Annotated in this window: 12 protein-coding genes; 3 read left to right on the top strand and 9 right to left on the bottom strand. The window is 62.3% G+C overall.

Features of this window, described 5'->3' with window-relative positions; genetic code table 11:
• Window positions 1-45: 45 nt before the first annotated feature.
• Entirely contained in the window at window positions 46-1,983 is a 1,938-nt protein-coding gene (gene ftsH, locus AC1RQI_RS05050) for an ATP-dependent zinc metalloprotease FtsH (RefSeq protein ID WP_481903915.1), read from the bottom strand.
• 108 nt (window positions 1,984-2,091) lie between these two features.
• Window positions 2,092-2,715: a 23S rRNA (uridine(2552)-2'-O)-methyltransferase RlmE gene (gene rlmE, locus AC1RQI_RS05045; RefSeq protein WP_481903914.1), complete on the bottom strand. Its 624-nt coding sequence runs from the start codon at window positions 2,713-2,715 to the stop codon at window positions 2,092-2,094.
• An 83-nt stretch (window positions 2,716-2,798) separates the two neighbouring features.
• On the opposite strand from rlmE, the gene yhbY reads away from it, so the two are divergent.
• Entirely contained in the window at window positions 2,799-3,104 is a 306-nt protein-coding gene (gene yhbY, locus AC1RQI_RS05040) for a ribosome assembly RNA-binding protein YhbY (protein ID WP_481903913.1), read from the top strand.
• Here the strand turns inward: yhbY and greA are convergent.
• From greA to AC1RQI_RS05020, 4 genes are all read right to left on the bottom strand, one after another.
• On the bottom strand, window positions 3,101-3,583 hold the full coding sequence (greA, locus tag AC1RQI_RS05035; RefSeq protein ID WP_481903912.1) for a transcription elongation factor GreA: 483 nt from the start codon (window positions 3,581-3,583) through the stop codon (window positions 3,101-3,103). The genes yhbY and greA overlap by 4 nt on opposite strands.
• On the bottom strand, window positions 3,580-6,798 hold the full coding sequence (carB, locus tag AC1RQI_RS05030; protein WP_481903911.1) for a carbamoyl-phosphate synthase large subunit: 3,219 nt from the start codon (window positions 6,796-6,798) through the stop codon (window positions 3,580-3,582). The genes greA and carB overlap by 4 nt, the downstream gene beginning before the upstream one ends.
• Window positions 6,799-6,805: 7 nt before the next feature.
• Window positions 6,806-7,957, bottom strand: coding sequence for a glutamine-hydrolyzing carbamoyl-phosphate synthase small subunit (gene carA, locus AC1RQI_RS05025; RefSeq protein ID WP_481903952.1), 1,152 nt, complete (start codon window positions 7,955-7,957; stop codon window positions 6,806-6,808).
• 235 nt (window positions 7,958-8,192) lie between these two features.
• Complete coding sequence (locus AC1RQI_RS05020) at window positions 8,193-8,996, bottom strand: SapC family protein (protein ID WP_481903910.1); 804 nt, start codon at window positions 8,994-8,996, stop codon at window positions 8,193-8,195.
• A gap of 106 nt (window positions 8,997-9,102) precedes the next feature.
• On the opposite strand from AC1RQI_RS05020, the gene AC1RQI_RS05015 reads away from it, so the two are divergent.
• Together AC1RQI_RS05015 and AC1RQI_RS05010 are read left to right on the top strand one after the other, a co-directional pair.
• Window positions 9,103-10,239 (top strand): glycosyltransferase, encoded by a 1,137-nt coding sequence (locus AC1RQI_RS05015; RefSeq protein ID WP_481903909.1) that lies wholly within the window; start codon window positions 9,103-9,105, stop codon window positions 10,237-10,239.
• Between the two features lie 2 nt (window positions 10,240-10,241).
• Complete coding sequence (locus AC1RQI_RS05010; RefSeq protein WP_481903908.1) at window positions 10,242-11,456, top strand: glycosyltransferase; 1,215 nt, start codon at window positions 10,242-10,244, stop codon at window positions 11,454-11,456.
• Here AC1RQI_RS05010 and AC1RQI_RS05005 read toward each other — a convergent pair.
• The 3 genes from AC1RQI_RS05005 to AC1RQI_RS04995 form a co-directional block, all read right to left on the bottom strand.
• Window positions 11,384-13,129, bottom strand: a complete 1,746-nt coding sequence (locus AC1RQI_RS05005) for a S8 family serine peptidase (protein WP_481903907.1) — start codon at window positions 13,127-13,129, stop codon at window positions 11,384-11,386. The genes AC1RQI_RS05010 and AC1RQI_RS05005 overlap by 73 nt on opposite strands.
• Complete coding sequence (locus tag AC1RQI_RS05000; protein ID WP_481903906.1) at window positions 13,129-14,064, bottom strand: hypothetical protein; 936 nt, start codon at window positions 14,062-14,064, stop codon at window positions 13,129-13,131. Before AC1RQI_RS05000 ends, AC1RQI_RS05005 begins: the two co-directional genes overlap by 1 nt.
• A gap of 186 nt (window positions 14,065-14,250) precedes the next feature.
• The gene (locus AC1RQI_RS04995) at window positions 14,251-17,430 is read right to left on the bottom strand and encodes a DUF4214 domain-containing protein (protein ID WP_481903905.1); all 3,180 of its coding nucleotides are present in this window, start codon (window positions 17,428-17,430) and stop codon (window positions 14,251-14,253) included.
• Window positions 17,431-17,457: the final 27 nt, after the last annotated feature.

The following is a 17,457-nucleotide window of genomic DNA, read 5'->3' as shown; positions in this document are numbered from 1 at the left end:
CCCGGGCAAAGGCCGGGAGCGTTCAGACTGCCAGGGGCCTGGCAGTCAGTGTTCACCGGCAGGCTCGCCCTTGCCCTCATCATCACCGGCGTTCGAGCCGGAACCGGCATTAACATCGGCTACCACTGTGTCCCCACCCTGGTCATCGTCATCCCAGCCACTGGGCGGGCGCGGCACCTTGCCGGCCATGATGTCGTCGATCTGGCCTCCATCAATGGTTTCGTACTTCATGAGTGCGTCCGCCATCAGGTGCAGCTTCTCCATGTTATCCACCAGGATCTGCTTGGCGGTTTCATAGCACTCATCAATGATGCGGCGCACCTCTTCATCAATGGCCTGGGCCGTGGGCCCGGACATGCCCTTGCCGCCGGATCCGGAATCGTAGCCGGCAAACGGCTCGCTGCGGTCCTCGTCGTACATCAGCGGACCGAGCTTTTCGGACAGCCCCCATTTCGTCACCATGTTGTGCGCCAGCTCGGTGGCACGCTTGATGTCATTCTGGGCGCCAGTGGTCACACCATCCTTGCCCAGCGTCAGCTCCTCGGCGATGCGACCGCCAAAGAGGCTGCAGATCTGGCTGATGATGTAGCGCCGGCTGTGACTGTACTTGTCCTCCTCCGGGAGGAACATGGTCACGCCCAGAGCCCGCCCCCGGGGAATGATGCTGACCTTGTAGACCGGGTCATGCTCGGGCATCAAGCGCCCGACAATGGCGTGGCCGGACTCATGATTGGCCGTGTTGAGCTTTTCCTTCTCGGACATGACCATGGACTTGCGCTCCGAGCCCATCATGATCTTGTCCTTGGCCATTTCCAGCTCGTCCATGGAGACCAGCCGCTTGTTGCGCCGCGCCGCGAACAGGGCCGCCTCGTTGACCAGGTTCTCCAGGTCCGCACCGGAGAAGCCGGGCGTACCTCGCGCAATGTCCCTGGGCTCAACACCGTCCGCCAACGGCACCTTCGACAGGTGAACCTTGAGCACCTGCTCGCGACCCCGGATATCGGGAAGGGGCACCGTTACCTGACGGTCAAAGCGACCGGGACGCAGAAGCGCCGGGTCCAGAACGTCCGGGCGGTTGGTGGCGGCGATCACGATCACGCCCTCGTTGCCCTCAAAACCGTCCATCTCGACCAGCATCTGGTTCAGGGTCTGCTCGCGCTCATCGTGGCCACCGCCCATGCCGGCCCCACGGTGGCGGCCCACGGCATCCAGCTCGTCAATAAAGATGATGCAGGGGCTCTGCTTCTTGGCCTGCTCGAACATGTCCCGCACACGGGAGGCGCCCACGCCCACGAACATCTCCACAAAATCCGAACCGGAAATGGTGAAGAAGGGCACCTTGGCCTCGCCCGCAATGGCCTTGGCCAGCAGCGTCTTACCCGTACCGGGCGGGCCAACCATGAGCACCCCTTTAGGGATATGCCCGCCCAGGCGCTGGAACTTGCTGGGATCCTTGAGGAAGTCCACCAGCTCCCTCACGTCCTCCTTGGCCTCGTCAACGCCGGCCACGTCGCCAAAGCCGGTCTTGACCTGCTCCTCACTCATCAGGCGGGCCTTGCTCTTGCCAAAGGACATGGGTCCCTTGCCGCCTCCGCCGCCGCCCTGCATCTGGCGCATGAAGAAGATGAAGATGGCGATGATGATCAGGATCGGAAAGGAGGCCACCAGCAACTGGGTCCAGATGCTCTGGCCGGAGGACTCCTTCCCGGTCACCTCCACATTGTTATTGTAGAGGTCATCCATGAGGTTGGGATCCTCAACCGCCGGCCGGATGGTGGTGAAGTCGTTCCCGTTCTGCCGTGTTCCGGTGATGGTCTGGCCCTCGATGGTCACTTCCTCGACCTGACCGCCGCGCACCATCTCGATGAACTCGGAATAATTGAGCTTCTGCTGCTGCGGTTCCGGACTGAAGTTCTGGAATACCATCAGCAGCACGGCTGCGATGACCAGCCACAGAACCAGATTTTTTGCCATATCGTTCAAGATCACTCACCCATACTGTCTGCCCGCTCTGAACTCGAACGGTCCTGAAACAAACCTTACACTAATGCGCCCGGCTGCCGCCATAGGCCCTCCAGCCCTTACAGGCGCTTAATGCCCCCGAAATCCCGTGCACACCTGGTACTGCTCGCGCGAACGCGCCCTGGAGGCATCCGGCTTACGGCTGGCCACCCGCCGGAAGTCCTGCTTCATGGTCCGCAGCAGGTCATCAAAGCCTTCCCCCTGGAACACCTTGGTCACAAAGGCACCCCCCGGGCGCAGCACCTCGCGGGCCATTTCGAGTCCCAGCTCCACCAGGTGCATGGCGCTGGGAATATCGATGGCGGCCACACCACTCATATTGGGCGCCATATCCGAAATGACAAGGTCAACGGGGCGTCCTTCCAGCCTGGCCAGCAATTCATCCAGAACGGCCTGCTCCGTAAAGTCACCCTGAACAAAGGTCACATCCGGCACTGGATCCATGGCCAGGATATCACTGGCCAACACCATGCCGCCGGGGCCGACCTTCTCGGCCGCCACCTGGGACCAGCCACCGGGGGCGGCGCCCAGATCGACCACCGTCTGGCCACTGCGGAACAGGCTGTCCTTCTGGTCAATCTCGATCAGTTTGTAACTGGCCCGGGAGCGATACCCGTCCTCCCGGGACTGGTTCACGTAGTGGTCCTGGTGATGCTCGCGCAACCACCGGTCACTGCTCTTGGAACGTGCCAAACCTGCCTCCGAAACGGTGCAACCGGGCTGTGCCGGCTGGTATCATGCCTGCTATCCAATCCATACGATCAAGAGACGCCATCATGTCACTATCCGCCGAACAGCGCCGCCAATACCGGGCTATTGCCCATGACCTCAAACCGGTCGTACAAGTCGGCGACAACGGCATTTCCGATGGGCTGCAGCAGGAGCTGGAGCGAGCCCTGGATGACCACGAGCTCATCAAGATCAAGGTAGCCTCCACGGACCGCGACGAACGACGGGAGCTGATCGATGCGGCCTGTGAGGTCACGGGTGCGGAACTGGTGCAGGTGATCGGCAAGATGGCCGTGCTGCTGCGTCGCACGGCCGAGCCCAATACCAAGCTCTCCAACCTGCGTCAGCGCTAGATGTGCATGACTTCGTTGATCTCGTATTCCACGGTGCCGGAAGGCACCTCAACCGATACTTCGTCGCCCTCCTCCTTCCCGATCAGCGCCCGGGCGATCGGTGAGGAGACCGAGATCCGGCCTTCCTTGATGTCCGCCTCGTCGTCACCCACGATCTGGTAGGTGACCTCCTCCTCGGTCTCCACATTGATCAGGCGCAGGGTGGTGCCAAAGATCACCTTGCCGGTTTTCTCGATCGTGGTGACATCGATCACCTGAGCGGCGGCCAGCTTGCTCTCGAGCTCCTGGATCCGGCCTTCGACAAAGCTCTGCTGCTCGCGCGCCGCGTGGTACTCGGCGTTTTCCTTCAGATCCCCGTGCTCACGTGCTTCCGAGATCGCCGCGATAACCCTGGGGCGCTCCTCGGATTTGAGCCGGTACAGTTCGTCACGCAGGGCCTGCTCGCCCCGTTTGGTCATGGGAACACGGTTGTTGCTCATTGTTGATACCCCGCATGCAGATCCTGGAGGCGGCGCACCTGGCGCTCAGAGCCGAAACGGATGGCGCGGCAGAATGCCTCGCCGCCAGTTAGTGTGGTGGCGTAGGTGACCTTGCGCTGAAGGGCTGACTGGCGGATCTGCGCCGAATCCGCGATGGCCTTGCGCCCCTCGGTGGTGTTCACGATCAGGTCAACCTGGCCGTTCTTGATGGCGTCCACGATGTGCGGCCGACCCTCGCGGACCTTGTTCACTTTCTCAACCTCGAGCCCTGCCTCGGACAGAACCCTGGCTGTTCCCCCAGTGGCGGTAAGCCGGAAGCCCACGTCCAGCAGGTCGCGCGCCAGGCGCACCACGTCCGGCTTGTCGGCATTACGCACACTGATGAAAGCGGTGCCGGAGCTGGGCAGCGTTTCGCCCGAGCCCAGCGCGGCCTTGGAAAAAGCTTCGTCGAAACTGTCGCCAAGGCCCATCACCTCGCCGGTGGACTTCATTTCCGGCCCGAGGATCGGATCCACGGACGGGAATTTCGGGAAGGGGAAGACCGATTCCTTCACCGAGTAGTACTGGGGCACGGACTCCGTGGTGATGCCCTGCTCCTCGAGACTGACGCCCACCATACAGCGGGCGGCAATGCGCGCCAGCGACCGGCCCACGGCCTTGGAGACAAAGGGCACGGTCCGCGAGGCCCGGGGATTCACCTCGATCACATAGATCTCGCCGTTCTGCCAGGCCAGCTGCACGTTCATGAGCCCGACCACGTTCAGCTCCAGCGCCATGCGCTTGACCATGTCGCGCATCTGGTCCTGGACGTTTTCCGGCAGTGTGTACGGTGGCAGCGAACAGGCGGAATCACCGGAATGCACCCCGGCCTGCTCAATGTGCTGCATGATGCCGCCGATCACCGCGGTCTGACCGTCGCACACGGCGTCGATATCAATCTCGATGGCGGAATTCAGGAAGTGGTCCAGCAGCACCGGGCTGTCGTTCGAGACCCGAACGGCGCTGCGCATGTACTCCTTGAGCTCCTCCTCAGTGTAGACGATCTCCATGGCACGGCCACCCAGCACATAGGAGGGACGCACCACCAGCGGGTAGCCAATGTCACGCGCCACCAGGATGCCTTCCTCCAGGCTGCGCACCGTGGCGTTGGCCGGCTGCTTGAGCCCCAGCCGGTTGATCATCTGCTGGAAGCGCTCCCGGTCCTCCGCCCGGTCGATGGCATCCGGGCTGGTGCCGATGATGGGCACGCCCGCCGCCTCCAGGCCGCGCGCCAGCTTGAGCGGCGTCTGGCCGCCGTACTGGATGATCACCCCGTCCGGATTCTCGGACTGAACGATCTCCAGCACATCCTCCAGGGTTATGGGCTCAAAATAGAGCCGGTCGGAGGTGTCGTAGTCCGTGGAGACCGTTTCCGGGTTGCAGTTGATCATGATGGTCTCATAGCCATCATCGCGCATTGCCAGCACGGCGTGCACGCAGCAGTAATCAAACTCAATGCCCTGGCCGATGCGGTTGGGGCCGCCCCCAATCACCACGATTTTCTTGCGGTCACTGACGTTCGCCTCACACTCTTCCTCATAGCTGGAGTACATGTAGGCGGTGGACGACTCGAACTCAGCGGCACAGGTGTCCACGCGCTTGTACACCGGCCGTACACCCAGATCGTGGCGCAGCTTGCGGAAGCTCTGCTCGGAAACCCCCAACAGGCTCGCCAGGCGCGTATCGGAGAAGCCCTTGCGCTTGAGCCGGAAGACCGTCCTGTAATCAAGGTCCGCCATGCCCGTGGACTGGAGCTGCTTCTCCTCCTCGATCAGATCCTGGATCTGGACCAGGTACCAGCGGTCAATGAAGGTATACTCAAAGACCTCCTCCAGGCTCATTCCCCGGCGGAAGGCCTCACCGATGTACCAGCTGCGGCTGGCGCCGGGCACCTTGAGCTCATGGATGAGCGTATCCTGGGCGTCCTCGGTATTCTCCAGGATCGGGTCCAGACCGGAGGCGCCGGTTTCCAGCCCACGCAGCGCCTTCTGATAGGACTCCTGGAAGGTACGACCGATGGCCATCACCTCGCCCACGGACTTCATCTGGGTCGTAAGCCGGGGATCGGCCTGCGGGAACTTCTCAAAGGTGAAGCGCGGGATCTTGGTGACCACATAGTCAATGGACGGCTCAAACGAAGCCGGCGTAATGCCGCCGGTGATGTCGTTGCTCAGTTCGTCCAGCGTGAAGCCCACCGCCAGCTTGGCCGCCACCTTGGCGATGGGGAAGCCGGTGGCCTTGGACGCCAGCGCCGAGGAGCGCGACACCCGCGGGTTCATCTCGATCACCACCATGCGCCCGTTGGCCGGGTTGATGCCGAACTGGACGTTCGAGCCGCCGGTCTCGACCCCCACCTCGCGCAGCACCGCCAGCGAGGCATCGCGCATGATCTGCCATTCCTTGTCCGTCAGCGTCTGCGACGGCGCCACGGTAATGGAGTCCCCGGTATGCACGCCCATCGAGTCCATGTTCTCGATGGTGCACACAATGATGCAGTTATCGTTCTTATCCCGCACCACCTCGGTTTCGTATTCCTTCCAGCCAATGAGCGACTCATCAATCAGCAGCTCATTAGTGGGCGACAGGGCCAGGCCCCGCTCACAGATCTCGTGGAACTCCTCCCGGTTGTAGGCAATACCGCCACCGGAGCCGCCCATGGTGAACGAGGGCCGGATGATGCAGGGCAGCCCGATGTAGTCCAGAACCTGGTAGGCCTCTTCCATGCTGTGGGCCATGGAAGCACGCGGGGTCTCCAGGCCGATGTTGTGCACCGCCTTGTCAAAGCGGTCGCGGTCCTCGGCCTTATCAATGGTATCCGCGTTGGCGCCAATCATCTCCACGCCGTGCTTCTGCAGGATGCCGTGGCGCTCCATGTCCAGGGCGCAGTTCAGCGCCGTCTGGCCACCCATGGTCGGCAGCAGCGCATCCGGCTGCTCCTGCTCGATGATCTTTTCAATGGTGCGCCAGGTGATGGGCTCAATGTAGGTGGCATCCGCCATCACCGGATCGGTCATGATGGTCGCCGGATTGGAGTTCACCAGGATAACCCGGAACCCTTCCTCGTGCAGCGCCTTGCAGGCCTGGGCGCCGGAATAGTCAAACTCACACGCCTGGCCGATCACAATGGGACCGGCGCCAAGAATCAGAATGCTTTGGATATCGTCTCGTTTCGGCATTGAACCCTTACCCTGTTCGTGTCGAGCCGGAATGCTGATGGTCGTCCATCAGGCGGGTAAACGCATCGAACAGCGGGATCACGTCCCGCGGCCCGGGGCTGGCCTCCGGGTGGCCCTGGAAGCTGAACACCGGTGCGTCACGCAGGCGCATGCCCTGCAGCGTGCCATCAAAGAGCGAGCGATGGGTTACCTCCACGTTATCCGGCAATGACGTCTCGTCCACCGCAAAGCCATGGTTCTGGCTGGTGATCACCACGGTTCCGTCGGTTACCTGCTCCACCGGATGGTTGGCGCCATGATGGCCGAATTTCATCTTTTCACTGCGCCCGCCCACGGCCAGTCCCAGCAGCTGGTGCCCCAGACAGATGCCAAAGGTCGGGATCTGGCGCTCGATGCAGCCCTTCAGGGCCTCGATCGCGTAATCACAGGGCTCGGGGTCGCCCGGGCCATTGGAGAAGAAGACGCCATCCGGCTCGTAGGCCATGACCTCATCAAGCGGTGTCCGGGCCGGAACCAGGGTGACGTCGCACCCACGCGAGACCAGCAGCCGCAGGATGTTGTACTTGATGCCGTAGTCGTAGGCGACCACGCGATAGCGCTTCTCCGGCCCCTCGCCATAGCCCTCGTCCAGGGTCCAGGCGGACTGGGTCCAGGTGCGTGCCTCCCGGCAGCCGGCCTCGGAGGCCAGATCCATGCCCTTGATGCCCGGGAAGTCCCGCGCCAGCCGCAGCGCCTGTTCCTCGGTGGCGTTGGCGCCGGCCACAATGGCGCCGCCAAGCGCCCCCTGGTCGCGGAGCAGCCGGGTCAGGCGGCGGGTGTCCACGCCGGCAATGGCCACCACATTCTCACGCCGGAGATACTCCGGCAGGGACTCATTGTGGCGCCAGTTGCTGGCGAGCAACGGCAGATCACGGATGATCAGGCCCGCAGCGCGCACGCGGTCGGATTCCATGTCTTCCGGGTTGGTACCGGTGTTGCCAATGTGCGGATAGGTCAGCGTGACCATCTGGCGGGTGTAGGATGGATCGGTCAGTATTTCCTGGTAGCCGGTCATGGCCGTATTGAACACCACCTCACCGCTGGTGGCGCCGTCGGCCCCTATGGCCTCACCGCGGAAGATACTGCCATCTGCAAGCGCAAGGATTGCCGGGTTAGTCAATGCCATGCCCCTCATAGCGTGTCTGGCGGGAATCAGCGCGCCGCATGCACCGGGTCCACACGCAAAAAACGGGACGGTAATCCGGATTCCGTCCCGCTTTCAGGGAATCGTCCGGCCTTGCTTAAAAGCCGGCCAGCTTTTGCGATGGTCAAGCCGCTGATGGGCGCGTTTGGAACGCGGGTATTATAAGCGCCGGCGCCCCCGATTGTCCATTGAGCGCCCGGGGCCGGGGTCTTCAGAACCTCAGCACATCATCCCCGTCATCTTCACCAAAGAGCGCATCCAGGTCCACCTCGGGCTTGCGGGTGCGCTGCTCAATCTCATCGTGCAGCTGGTACAGCTTGCGCAGCCCCTTCAGGCGATGCTCCGAGATCAGCTGCGTGTACGCCACCGACAATACCCCGGAACGGGCCAGTTGCCCCAGAACCTGAGGGTCCAGCGTGCGTAGTGCCTGCTCGTCAACGTGATAGAGGCCCTGAACAGCCACCGGGTCGGTGTTGGCGTCTGACTGCACCTTCACCGGCCATTCCGTGATCAGGCCATTCTCTGCGAGCGCGTTGACCGCCTGCTGGGTCTTGAGCCGGCTGGCTTCCAGGGTTTGATGGAAGTTGCTGAACCCACTCAGTGTCTGCGAGGGCTCGCCTTGCGGTGTGAACAGCGGCTCATCCTCGGGTTCGGCCTGCACATGGAACCGGTCACTGTCCGCATCCACGCACAATACCCTGCGGTTATTGCCCTCCACTTGCATCAACCGGAAGGGATAGCCCCGATAATAGGCGGGCACATAGCCCCCAATCCAGCGGCCATCTGGGTGCACATAGAGGTTACGGCCCGGTTGCAGGGCCTGGACCGCTACAAGCTGGTAAACGCCAGAATCATCGTTATGAATGAAGCCGAGTGCCATGGTGGGCACCAGGTGCGGCAGCTCGTCCAGCACCACAGGCACCACCGCATCCTTCTGCGCCACCGGAAAGCCCTGGCGCGGCGCCAACCCTGCCTGCTGGTGTTTTTCCCTGTTGATCGGAATAATCTCGGTCATCGACTGTTCTCATCTTTAGCTGTGGCCTACAATAGCGCGCAGTTAATCAGCACCCCTGCCTGCTGTCAAAGTCCCTTATACTCCTGAGTGAGCACGCGCCAGCCCAATGCATCACGCTGCCCCCAACGCCGCTACTGAAACCGGCATGATCGCCTATGACTTTCTCTACTGTCGCGGTGGAGCGGAATACGTAACCCTGGCACTGGCACGCAACCTTCCCCGGGCCAGCGTCTGTGTGGATTTCCGGCAACCAGAGGCGTTCCCGGATGCCGCACTGGAAGGGATCCCCCTGCACCAACTGGGCCAGCCACCACGGGTCAGGGCGGCAGGCTGGCGCACCCTTCGGGGCATGCATCAATTCCACCACCGCGCCACGCTGGTCGCGCAGCCGGACTGGGTTGTGTTCAGCGGTGCCAACGCGCCACTGGCAGTACGCCACCGTCAGCGCGGTCGCAACCTGTATTACTGCCACACACCACCGCGCTTTGCCTACGACCTGTACCACTGGTACCTGTGGCAACTGCCGCGCTGGCAGCGGCCCGCTTTCCGTGCCCTGAGCGCCCGTGTCCGCCACCAGTATGAACGCGCCCTGGCGCGCATGGACGTCATCCTGGCCAACTCCGCCAACGTTCAGCAGCGGCTCCACGACCATACTGGCGTGTGCGCTGAAGTCGTGCCACCACCCTGCGACACCGAGGGCTTTCGCTGGTCAGGATCGGAAGGGTATTATCTGTCAACCGCACGCCTTGAGCCCTACAAACGGGTCGACCTGCTGGTGGCGGCATTCCGACGCATGCCCGAGCGGCGTTTGATCATTGCCTCAGGGGGGAGTGAGCAGGCGCGGCTCCAGCGCATGGCCGAGGACGCGCCCAATATTGAGTTCACAGGCTGGCTCAGCGACGCGAAGATGCGCGAGCTGGTCGGTCGCGCGACCGCCACCCTCTACATGGCGCGGGATGAGGACTTCGGCCTTTCGCCGGTGGAATCCATGGCGGCAGGCAAGCCTGTGATCGCAACAGCTGAAGGTGGACCACTGGAAACCGTCAGCCATGGCCAGACCGGTCTGCTGATCCCACCTGACGCTGGACCAGAGGCCATCGTGAACGCCGTTCACCAGCTGCCACCCGAAGTAGCCGCCGGGATGCGCAGCGAGTGCGAACAACAGGCGCGGGCATTCAGCACTGATCAATTTCTGGCGCGGATGCAGGCCGCCATTGACCGCACCCGCCCGGGCACGGACTGAGTATGCGGGTACTGCACGTTTACAAGAGTTACTTCCCCGAGACCCAGGGCGGCCTGGAAGAAACGATCCGCCAGATCTGCCACAGCACCAGCCACCAGGGGGTTACCAACGAGATTTTCACTCTGGGCCCCAGACAAGGAGCCCACCGCATTGAACGCGAGGAAGCCACGGTGCGACGCTGGCCGCGGGACCTGGAGATCGCTTCCTGCGGCATGTCCGCCAGCGCGCTCGCCCAGTTCCGGGCGGCGGCACAGGACGTGGACCTGCTCCACTACCACTACCCCTGGCCCTTTGCGGACCTGATGCACCTGACCAGTGGCACGAATACCCCATCGGTGCTCACCTACCACTCGGATGTGGTACGCCAACGGCTGCTGCAAAGCCTGTACCGGCCCCTGCGGGATCGGTTCCTGAAGCAACTCTCGCGAATTGTCTGCACCTCGCCCAACTATCTGGCCAGCAGCCCAGTACTGGCAACCGTGGCGCAACAGCGCCCGGAGCGCCCCCCAGTGGATATCATCCCCATTGGCCTCGACCCGAAAACCTACCCGGAACCGGATACCGCAACCCTCCATGAGACAGAGCAGCGCTGGGGGCGGGATTTTTTTCTTTTCGTGGGGATGCTGCGGTATTACAAGGGACTGCACATACTGCTGGAAGCGGCGGCACACTCCCCCCTGCCTGTCGTCATCACCGGCAGCGGCCCTGAAGAAGCGGCGCTCAAGGCACAGGCCCACCGTGCCGGGCTGGGCAATGTACACTTTACCGGCTATGTGTCCGACACAGACAAGGCCGCCCTTTACCGGCTCAGCCGTGGTGTGGTCTTTCCCTCCCATCTGCGCTCGGAAGCCTTTGGTGTCAGCCTTGTGGAAGGGGCCATGTACGGCAAGCCACTGATCTCCACGGACATCGGCACCGGCACCAGCTACGTGAACGCGCACCGGGAAAGCGGCCTCGTGGTGCCGCCCAATGACGCCACCGCCCTGCACCACGCCATGTCACAGCTGTACCAGGACGAGGCGCTCAGCCGCCGGCTCGGCCAGGGCGCCCGGCAGCGTTACGAAGCGCTCTTTACCGCCGAGCGCATGGGGACCAGCTACATGGCCCTTTATAACGAGGTGCTTGGCCGCAAGCCGGAGGCACCTCAATCAACCGTCACCGGGACCAGAGCGGTGCTCTCGCAGTCCCGGTCACCCGGGGAGCCATCGCAGAACTGAATGGCGTAATCCACGTCATCACGCAGTTCCCCCACCATCATGCGCTGACTGTCGGTGGCCGCAACCTCGCGGCCCTGCGCCAGGGTCAGCGCATCACCCACGGCCACTTCAAACAAAACCACCTGCTCGCGTGGCGGCGCCTCGCTCAGGCGCAGCTCCCTCAACACCTCCGGCTCCCCGGCGAGTCCACCCTCCGCCAGGGCTGTATTGATCGCCGCACGCAGCGCGGGTGAACGCCCCCCCTCAAGGGGCGGGCCCAGGGTAGCGCCCCGGGGGTCGGTGCGAGCGCCCACGAGGTGTTCCAGGGTTCCGAGTGCATTGACTATCCCGGCCCCAAAATCCGATGCCTCGATTCCCGCTGAACGCGAACCTGCGCTCAGCGATGGCGGATGGGCGCTGCGCAGCAACGCGTTCTCCAGCTCATCCACGCCAACGCCGGGCACATTAGCCCGGGCGAGCGCCGCCGCAGCCGTCACGATGGGAGTCGAAAAGGAGGTACCGTTGGCGCCCCAGCGCCCGGAACGGTCGTCCTCCACGGCAACCCCAAAGCCCTGCGCAGCCAGATCCGCGCCGGGGCCCACACTGACTCCGTCAACTACATGGTCGCCAGCGGCATCGAGGGCCGTCACGGACAATACATGATCACAGTTGGCGGGCGCCGTCTCTCCCGGTTCACGGTCCGGATCATTACCCGCAGCGGCCACCACCAGCACACCGCGGCTCCGCGCACGGTCAATGGCCTCCTGCTCAAAAGGTGCGCACTGATCCTCGGCCCCCAGTGAGATATTGATGACATCCATGGGTTCCGCCGGCGGGGTTACCCCTGGCCGCTCGGGATCAATGCCCGCAGCCCACAGAATGCCGTCCACCACATCGGAGCGCCCACCCTGGCCCTCGCAGTCCAGCACCCGCGCCGCAAAGAGCTCCATTGCCGGCAGAACCCCCGCGATGCCGTAGCCATTGTCCTGGGGGGCGGCGAGAATGGCGCCGATCTGGCTCCCGTGGCGGGCCGGGCCCGTATCACAGCGGCCGCCAAAGTCCGGCAGGACCTGCCACTCACTGGGCGGGCGGCTGGCGCCACTGCCCGCCTCCTCGGAAACCAGGTTGACACCACCGGCCCAACGAGCGCCCTCAGGGTAGTCCGCCACGCCGGAATCCAATACGGCGACGCGGGGCGGTTCCGCCACGCGCGTGGCCTTGAGCGCTTCTCCCAACGCCGAGGCACCCGCGCGCTCCGGCTGCTGTTCAGGGGCCGCCCAATAGTGCTGATGTCGGAAGGCGGGATCACTGAACAGCGGATCACCGGAGGCATCCCGCGCCGGGGGAGGGGCAACGGCAAGCGCGTTTACCTCCCCCGTAGCCGGCTCCGGCTCCCGAAACTCTACCTCTGGCACAGGCGACGCCGCATCCTTCACGACACTGCGCACGCCGGGGCGGCGCCGCAGGTCCTCACGGACGGCTGCCACGGCATCAGCAGGCACACGGATGAACTGCAGGTCCCGCCGCTGCCCCACGACCTCGGCGTAGCCCAGGGTATCCCCAAGCTTCACGGCGCCAGGCTGATACTGGACCACAAGACGCACACCAGCCTCTTCCGCCGCGATTCCCAAGGGTGCCAGCAACAAGAAGGCGCTAAAGAACAGAACGATCGTCCAGAGCCTGGTCCCCTGCATCAACGACGCCCCTCACATTCCGGCAGCTGCCCGGAACCCATCACGCCTGCCAGATGCGCCCAGGAGGCGTCCAGGCGCCAGCGGCTCCCGTTGCGGGTGCCGAGACGGGTGTTGCCAATGATCGAGGAAACCCGGCCGGAGGCTGCGTCATAGTGGAGGTTGCGCTCAGGGGGTGATTGCAGGGGCAATGGGTCATAGGCTTCATTCACCGGCCCGTTGCCATGGGCATCCTGGTGGCTTCGTGCGGCATGGGCCACAGCGTCCACGGCCTGCTCCAATGAGGCGGCATTGATGGCACCGCGCCGGTATTGATCCAACGCACTGGCAAGCCCACTGTAAGCCTCGGTGAGCACCGGCGCGTCACCGGTAAAGGGCAGCCCCCATTCCGCCCGGAGCGCGGCGTAGTCCGCGTATCCCTGATCCTGGCGTACATAGGCGGCGCCCGCTGCCACCTCGGCAATGGCGCAATCCTCCGCCAGCGTGAGGACCCTCTTCCGTGCGTTCAGCCAGGCACCAGCACGCTCCCGGATGGGCACGCCGTCTGTATTCACCAGATTGACCCGGAATTCGCCCAGGCGCTCCCCCGCTTCATTGAGGAGGGCCACCGTGACGGTACGGGGACGGTCGACATCACTGGGGGTGAGAACCACGGCCTGGACCGCGAGTGATGCCTCGAGCATGCCGGGGTTGCCGGTCATAACGCGAGTGGCCTGCCCGGCCAGATTGGCACTCAGGGCGCGCTCCCGGGAGGCAACCGAATCCTCCAGCGTGAAGGGGGTCAGCTCCCGGAATCCGGGGGCTGTGCCGCGCTCGTTCAGTGGCTCATTGGACGTGGCTTCGTTGCGCCCGTTGTCACCGTCGCCGGACGAACCGCCAAGGCACCCTGCAAGGAGCAGACACAGGGCTGGAACCAGGACTGCTTTATGTTGGCTCACGTGGTGCTCCGCAACTGACGCTTTCAGTCCAGTTTAGCGGTGATGCCCACACAGGCCAAATCCCATGACCCAATCCCCGGACACAAAAAAGCCCCACTTCCGAGGAAGTGGGGCTTAATCGAGCTATCGAGAAAGTGGGTCAGAACCACCGAGGGAGCTGCCGACCCACCAGAGCGCTATTAGGCGTTACCCAACCAGCGCATCTGCCATCTCGATGTTGGCACCGAAGTCAGCAACGCCAACAAGGTTCGCATCGGTGAAGTCCGAGCCATCCTGAGCGGATGTCATCTCGAAGATCTTGTACTCACCTTCGTCAGTGTGGTTTTCGACCATGACGATGTGCTTACCATCACTGCTCTGATCGGTAATGGTATTCACAGTCTGGTTGCCCAGATTGCCATAGCTGTTGCCATTGTCCTGGAACGCATCGAGCAGATCCGAGGCACTCATGTTACCCCAGCCTTCGTCAGAGGAAGGACTAAAGTCAGTGATTTCGGCAACATCGTTGGCCGTGAAGGATGTACCACCACCGGCGGACACGTCATTGCTCCCCGTTGCGGGCGCAGTCTCGGCAGACTCACTGGAACCGGAGTTGTTGATCTCGGTTGTGAGGAATGCAGAGAAGTCCAGCGCGTCGGTGGAGTTGTCAGCGGTCGTATCGTCGAAGTTGACGATGGTGTTGTGACCCTGCTGGGTACCACTGAAGACAACGGTTTCGTTGCTGTCAGAGCCTGTACCAAGCACCAGCACGTCTTCGTTGGAGCCAACGTCAACGATGTTGTCGCTGGTCTCTGTGCTGTCAGCCCCGCTTACAGGCTTATTCCCGCTGTCGTTACCGAGCACCATCTCAGTCCCATCGGCGGACTCAGTGAGACCTTGGAAGTTGTCTGAGATGCTCGTCACCGACTCATCCAGAATATCTTGAGCAGATTTCGAATTAGTCGAATCAGTCACTTTTTCATATTCATTCACAATGCTGGCGGCATCCAGACTGCTGTTATTGGCAACATCGGCAGACGCCAGATCAATCCGCAGGTCCTCACCCGCAAAAGTGCCGTCAATCTTGGACTTGACCACGAGCGTGTTATCCGGGCCGTCAGTCGCAACCAGCAGCTTGCTCAGTGTCGCGTCGTCGTTGATGGCGTCCTTGATCGCCTGGTTGATGTTGCGCTCATCACCCTGGAAATCCTGGGTCGGCACGGTCACGGTCGACTCAAACGCATTCACGTTTGCCTCCGCAGCGCCTTCGGTAACACCTGCGGATTTCGCAGCTCCTGAGAAGGAAACGGTCAGCTGGGCGCCCGCAAGGAAAGTAACCGCCTTCTGAGTGGGATCAGTTGGGTTTTCCGAAACCGCCGAACCCTGCAGGTCGGTCAGGTCCTGGTTCTCGGCGTTCAGCACCCATTGTGCTTTGGAGCTGACATTACCGATGGTGCCATCTTCCTGAAGCAGCTCATAGGTCGCTGAGCCAGCGTTGTCGGTGTAGACCGTATCGTTACCAGCGCCGGTTTCGATGGTCAGGTCACCGCTGCCAACGGTCTTGATCATGTCGTTGCCGCTGCCGGATTCAACACTGGCGTTCTTGAGGTCCGACTGGTCGTTGTACCAGTTGTCTGTCAGGCCTGCATCAGTGGCCACAAAGTTTGTGGTCAGCACGTTGTTGCCGCCGCCCAGGTTGATATCAAGCACAGCATCTTCGTGCGCGATTGCTTCCTGGGAGAACGTCAGCAGCAGCTGATCATCACCACCGCCGAGGTTGTAACCGTAAGTGACGTTATCGGCGGCCGCGTTGTCGCCGAAGTCTTCCTGATCCAGGTCACGGTCAATCACTGCGGAGGTCACGCTCGCGTCAAGCGCGATTTTGCCAGCGAAGCCAGAGGCGTTGAACTCACGAACGTCGTTGATCCCGGCATCAGCGCTTGCGGTAATGCTTTCACGGCCGCCCGGCTCGCCAACCTGCTCGCCAATCAGGAAATGACCAACGTTGCCTTCGAGGTTGATCACCTCAAGCGCATCGTGGGTCTGGTTCTTCAGCGGGTTGGAAGCCAGTGACGTCAACCATACGGAGTCGTAGTTGCCTTCGTTGGCAGTCACGTCAAACTGCTGAACGCCAACCTTGGTGTTGGACTGGCCAGAGAGGTTCACGCTGCCGCCCTGGGAGCCGTAGCCCACGTTTTCCAGTTCCAGGTTGGTGCGGATCAGTTCTTCGCGCACGGACGTGTCCGTCTCGGTCTGGAGCTCGGCCGTGTCGATGTTGCCGCCTTCAACCGGGCTGGTGCTGAAGCCGCCAGTTGTCAGCTCGCCGCCGTCTGTTGCGGTCAGCACGATCTGCGTGCCCACCACGTTCTTGCCAGTGGTCTGCTGGGTTTCTTCATCGGTCTGCTGGCGCTCAAAGTCGTTGCCGGTGCTGACCTCAATCTGACCCAGTTCCGGACGATCTTCCGCCATGGCGTTCAGCTCGGCAGCCGCCGCGTCCGCCAGCTCCTGATAGGTCTCGGCGCTGGCCATGTCTTCAGAGAACACCTCAACGGCTTCGCCATCAAGGAAGAAGCTGAAGCCTTCAATACGAACGGAGGACAGCGAGTCCTGCTTGTCGTTCGCGTCAGCGTGGCGGTCGATCACTTCCAGGATCAGCTCGTTGCCCTGCTGCTCAACGACGTTGTCCAGCGTCGGGGAGAGGAAATAGCCTTCATAATGACCCTGCTCACCCAGCTGGTCGCTCAGGTCAAAGGTGTAATCCTTGCTGATGGTCGTAGAGCCCTGGTCGATAGCCGACTTACCCAGATTGAAGATCTTGTGGGTCTGGGACTCATAATCAGACGTAGCGCCGTTATTAGCCTTATGAGTATGCTCGTCCAGAACGGCTTCGTTTTGATCGGTATTGAAGGTGATGTCGGTTTCGACTTCCGGCTGTTCGCCGTTGCCGTTGCCGTTGTCGTCGTCTTCGACATAGTTGCCGTCAACGCTTTCCAGGTCCAGACTCTCTTCAGCTTCAGCGGCTGTCAGGTCTTCCCCATTCTCGGCCGCCGCCTGGATGAAGAACTGGGTGACCTGGCTCGCGCTGTACTCGGTCAGGCCGCTTTCGGAGCCGGTCATTTCACCGACCCAGTACTCGACACCAGTCTGGTCCGCTTCGCTTTCTTGCGGATCACGGCCCAGAAGGTTCTGATAGAGACTGGTCACGAAATCCTCAACGTTGGATTCGTCGTTTGCATCGTACCCGAGGTTGCTCACGAGCGATTCAGCCAGATTCTGGCCGCTGGTCTGATTATTCAGAGCCTGCTCAAGTTCCTGCTGGCTCGGCAGCTCACCAGTCACCGCTTTATAGGTGCGGATGACATTCAACTCGTCGTTGGTAAACGCCATGTTTTAACTCTCCGTTATGTAGCGAAT

The organism is Salicola sp. AFF1 (assembly GCF_056783195.1).
The sequence above is the reverse complement of the archived record's forward strand: the minus strand, read 5'-3'. Positions and strand labels throughout refer to the sequence as shown.

Bases quoted from the DNA above. Each gene is read 5' to 3' on its own strand.
- yhbY (WP_481903913.1), top strand. From the start codon at position 2,799: ATGTCACTATCCGCCGAACAGCGCCGCCAATACCGGGCTATTGCCCAT.
- greA (WP_481903912.1), bottom strand. From the start codon at position 3,583: ATGAGCAACAACCGTGTTCCCATGACCAAACGGGGCGAGCAGGCCCTG.
- carB (WP_481903911.1), bottom strand. From the start codon at position 6,798: ATGCCGAAACGAGACGATATCCAAAGCATTCTGATTCTTGGCGCCGGT.
- AC1RQI_RS05020 (WP_481903910.1), bottom strand. From the start codon at position 8,996: ATGACCGAGATTATTCCGATCAACAGGGAAAAACACCAGCAGGCAGGG.
- AC1RQI_RS05015 (WP_481903909.1), top strand. From the start codon at position 9,103: ATGCATCACGCTGCCCCCAACGCCGCTACTGAAACCGGCATGATCGCC.
- AC1RQI_RS05010 (WP_481903908.1), top strand. From the start codon at position 10,242: ATGCGGGTACTGCACGTTTACAAGAGTTACTTCCCCGAGACCCAGGGC.
- AC1RQI_RS05005 (WP_481903907.1), bottom strand. From the start codon at position 13,129: ATGCAGGGGACCAGGCTCTGGACGATCGTTCTGTTCTTTAGCGCCTTC.
- AC1RQI_RS04995 (WP_481903905.1), bottom strand. From the start codon at position 17,430: ATGGCGTTTACCAACGACGAGTTGAATGTCATCCGCACCTATAAAGCG.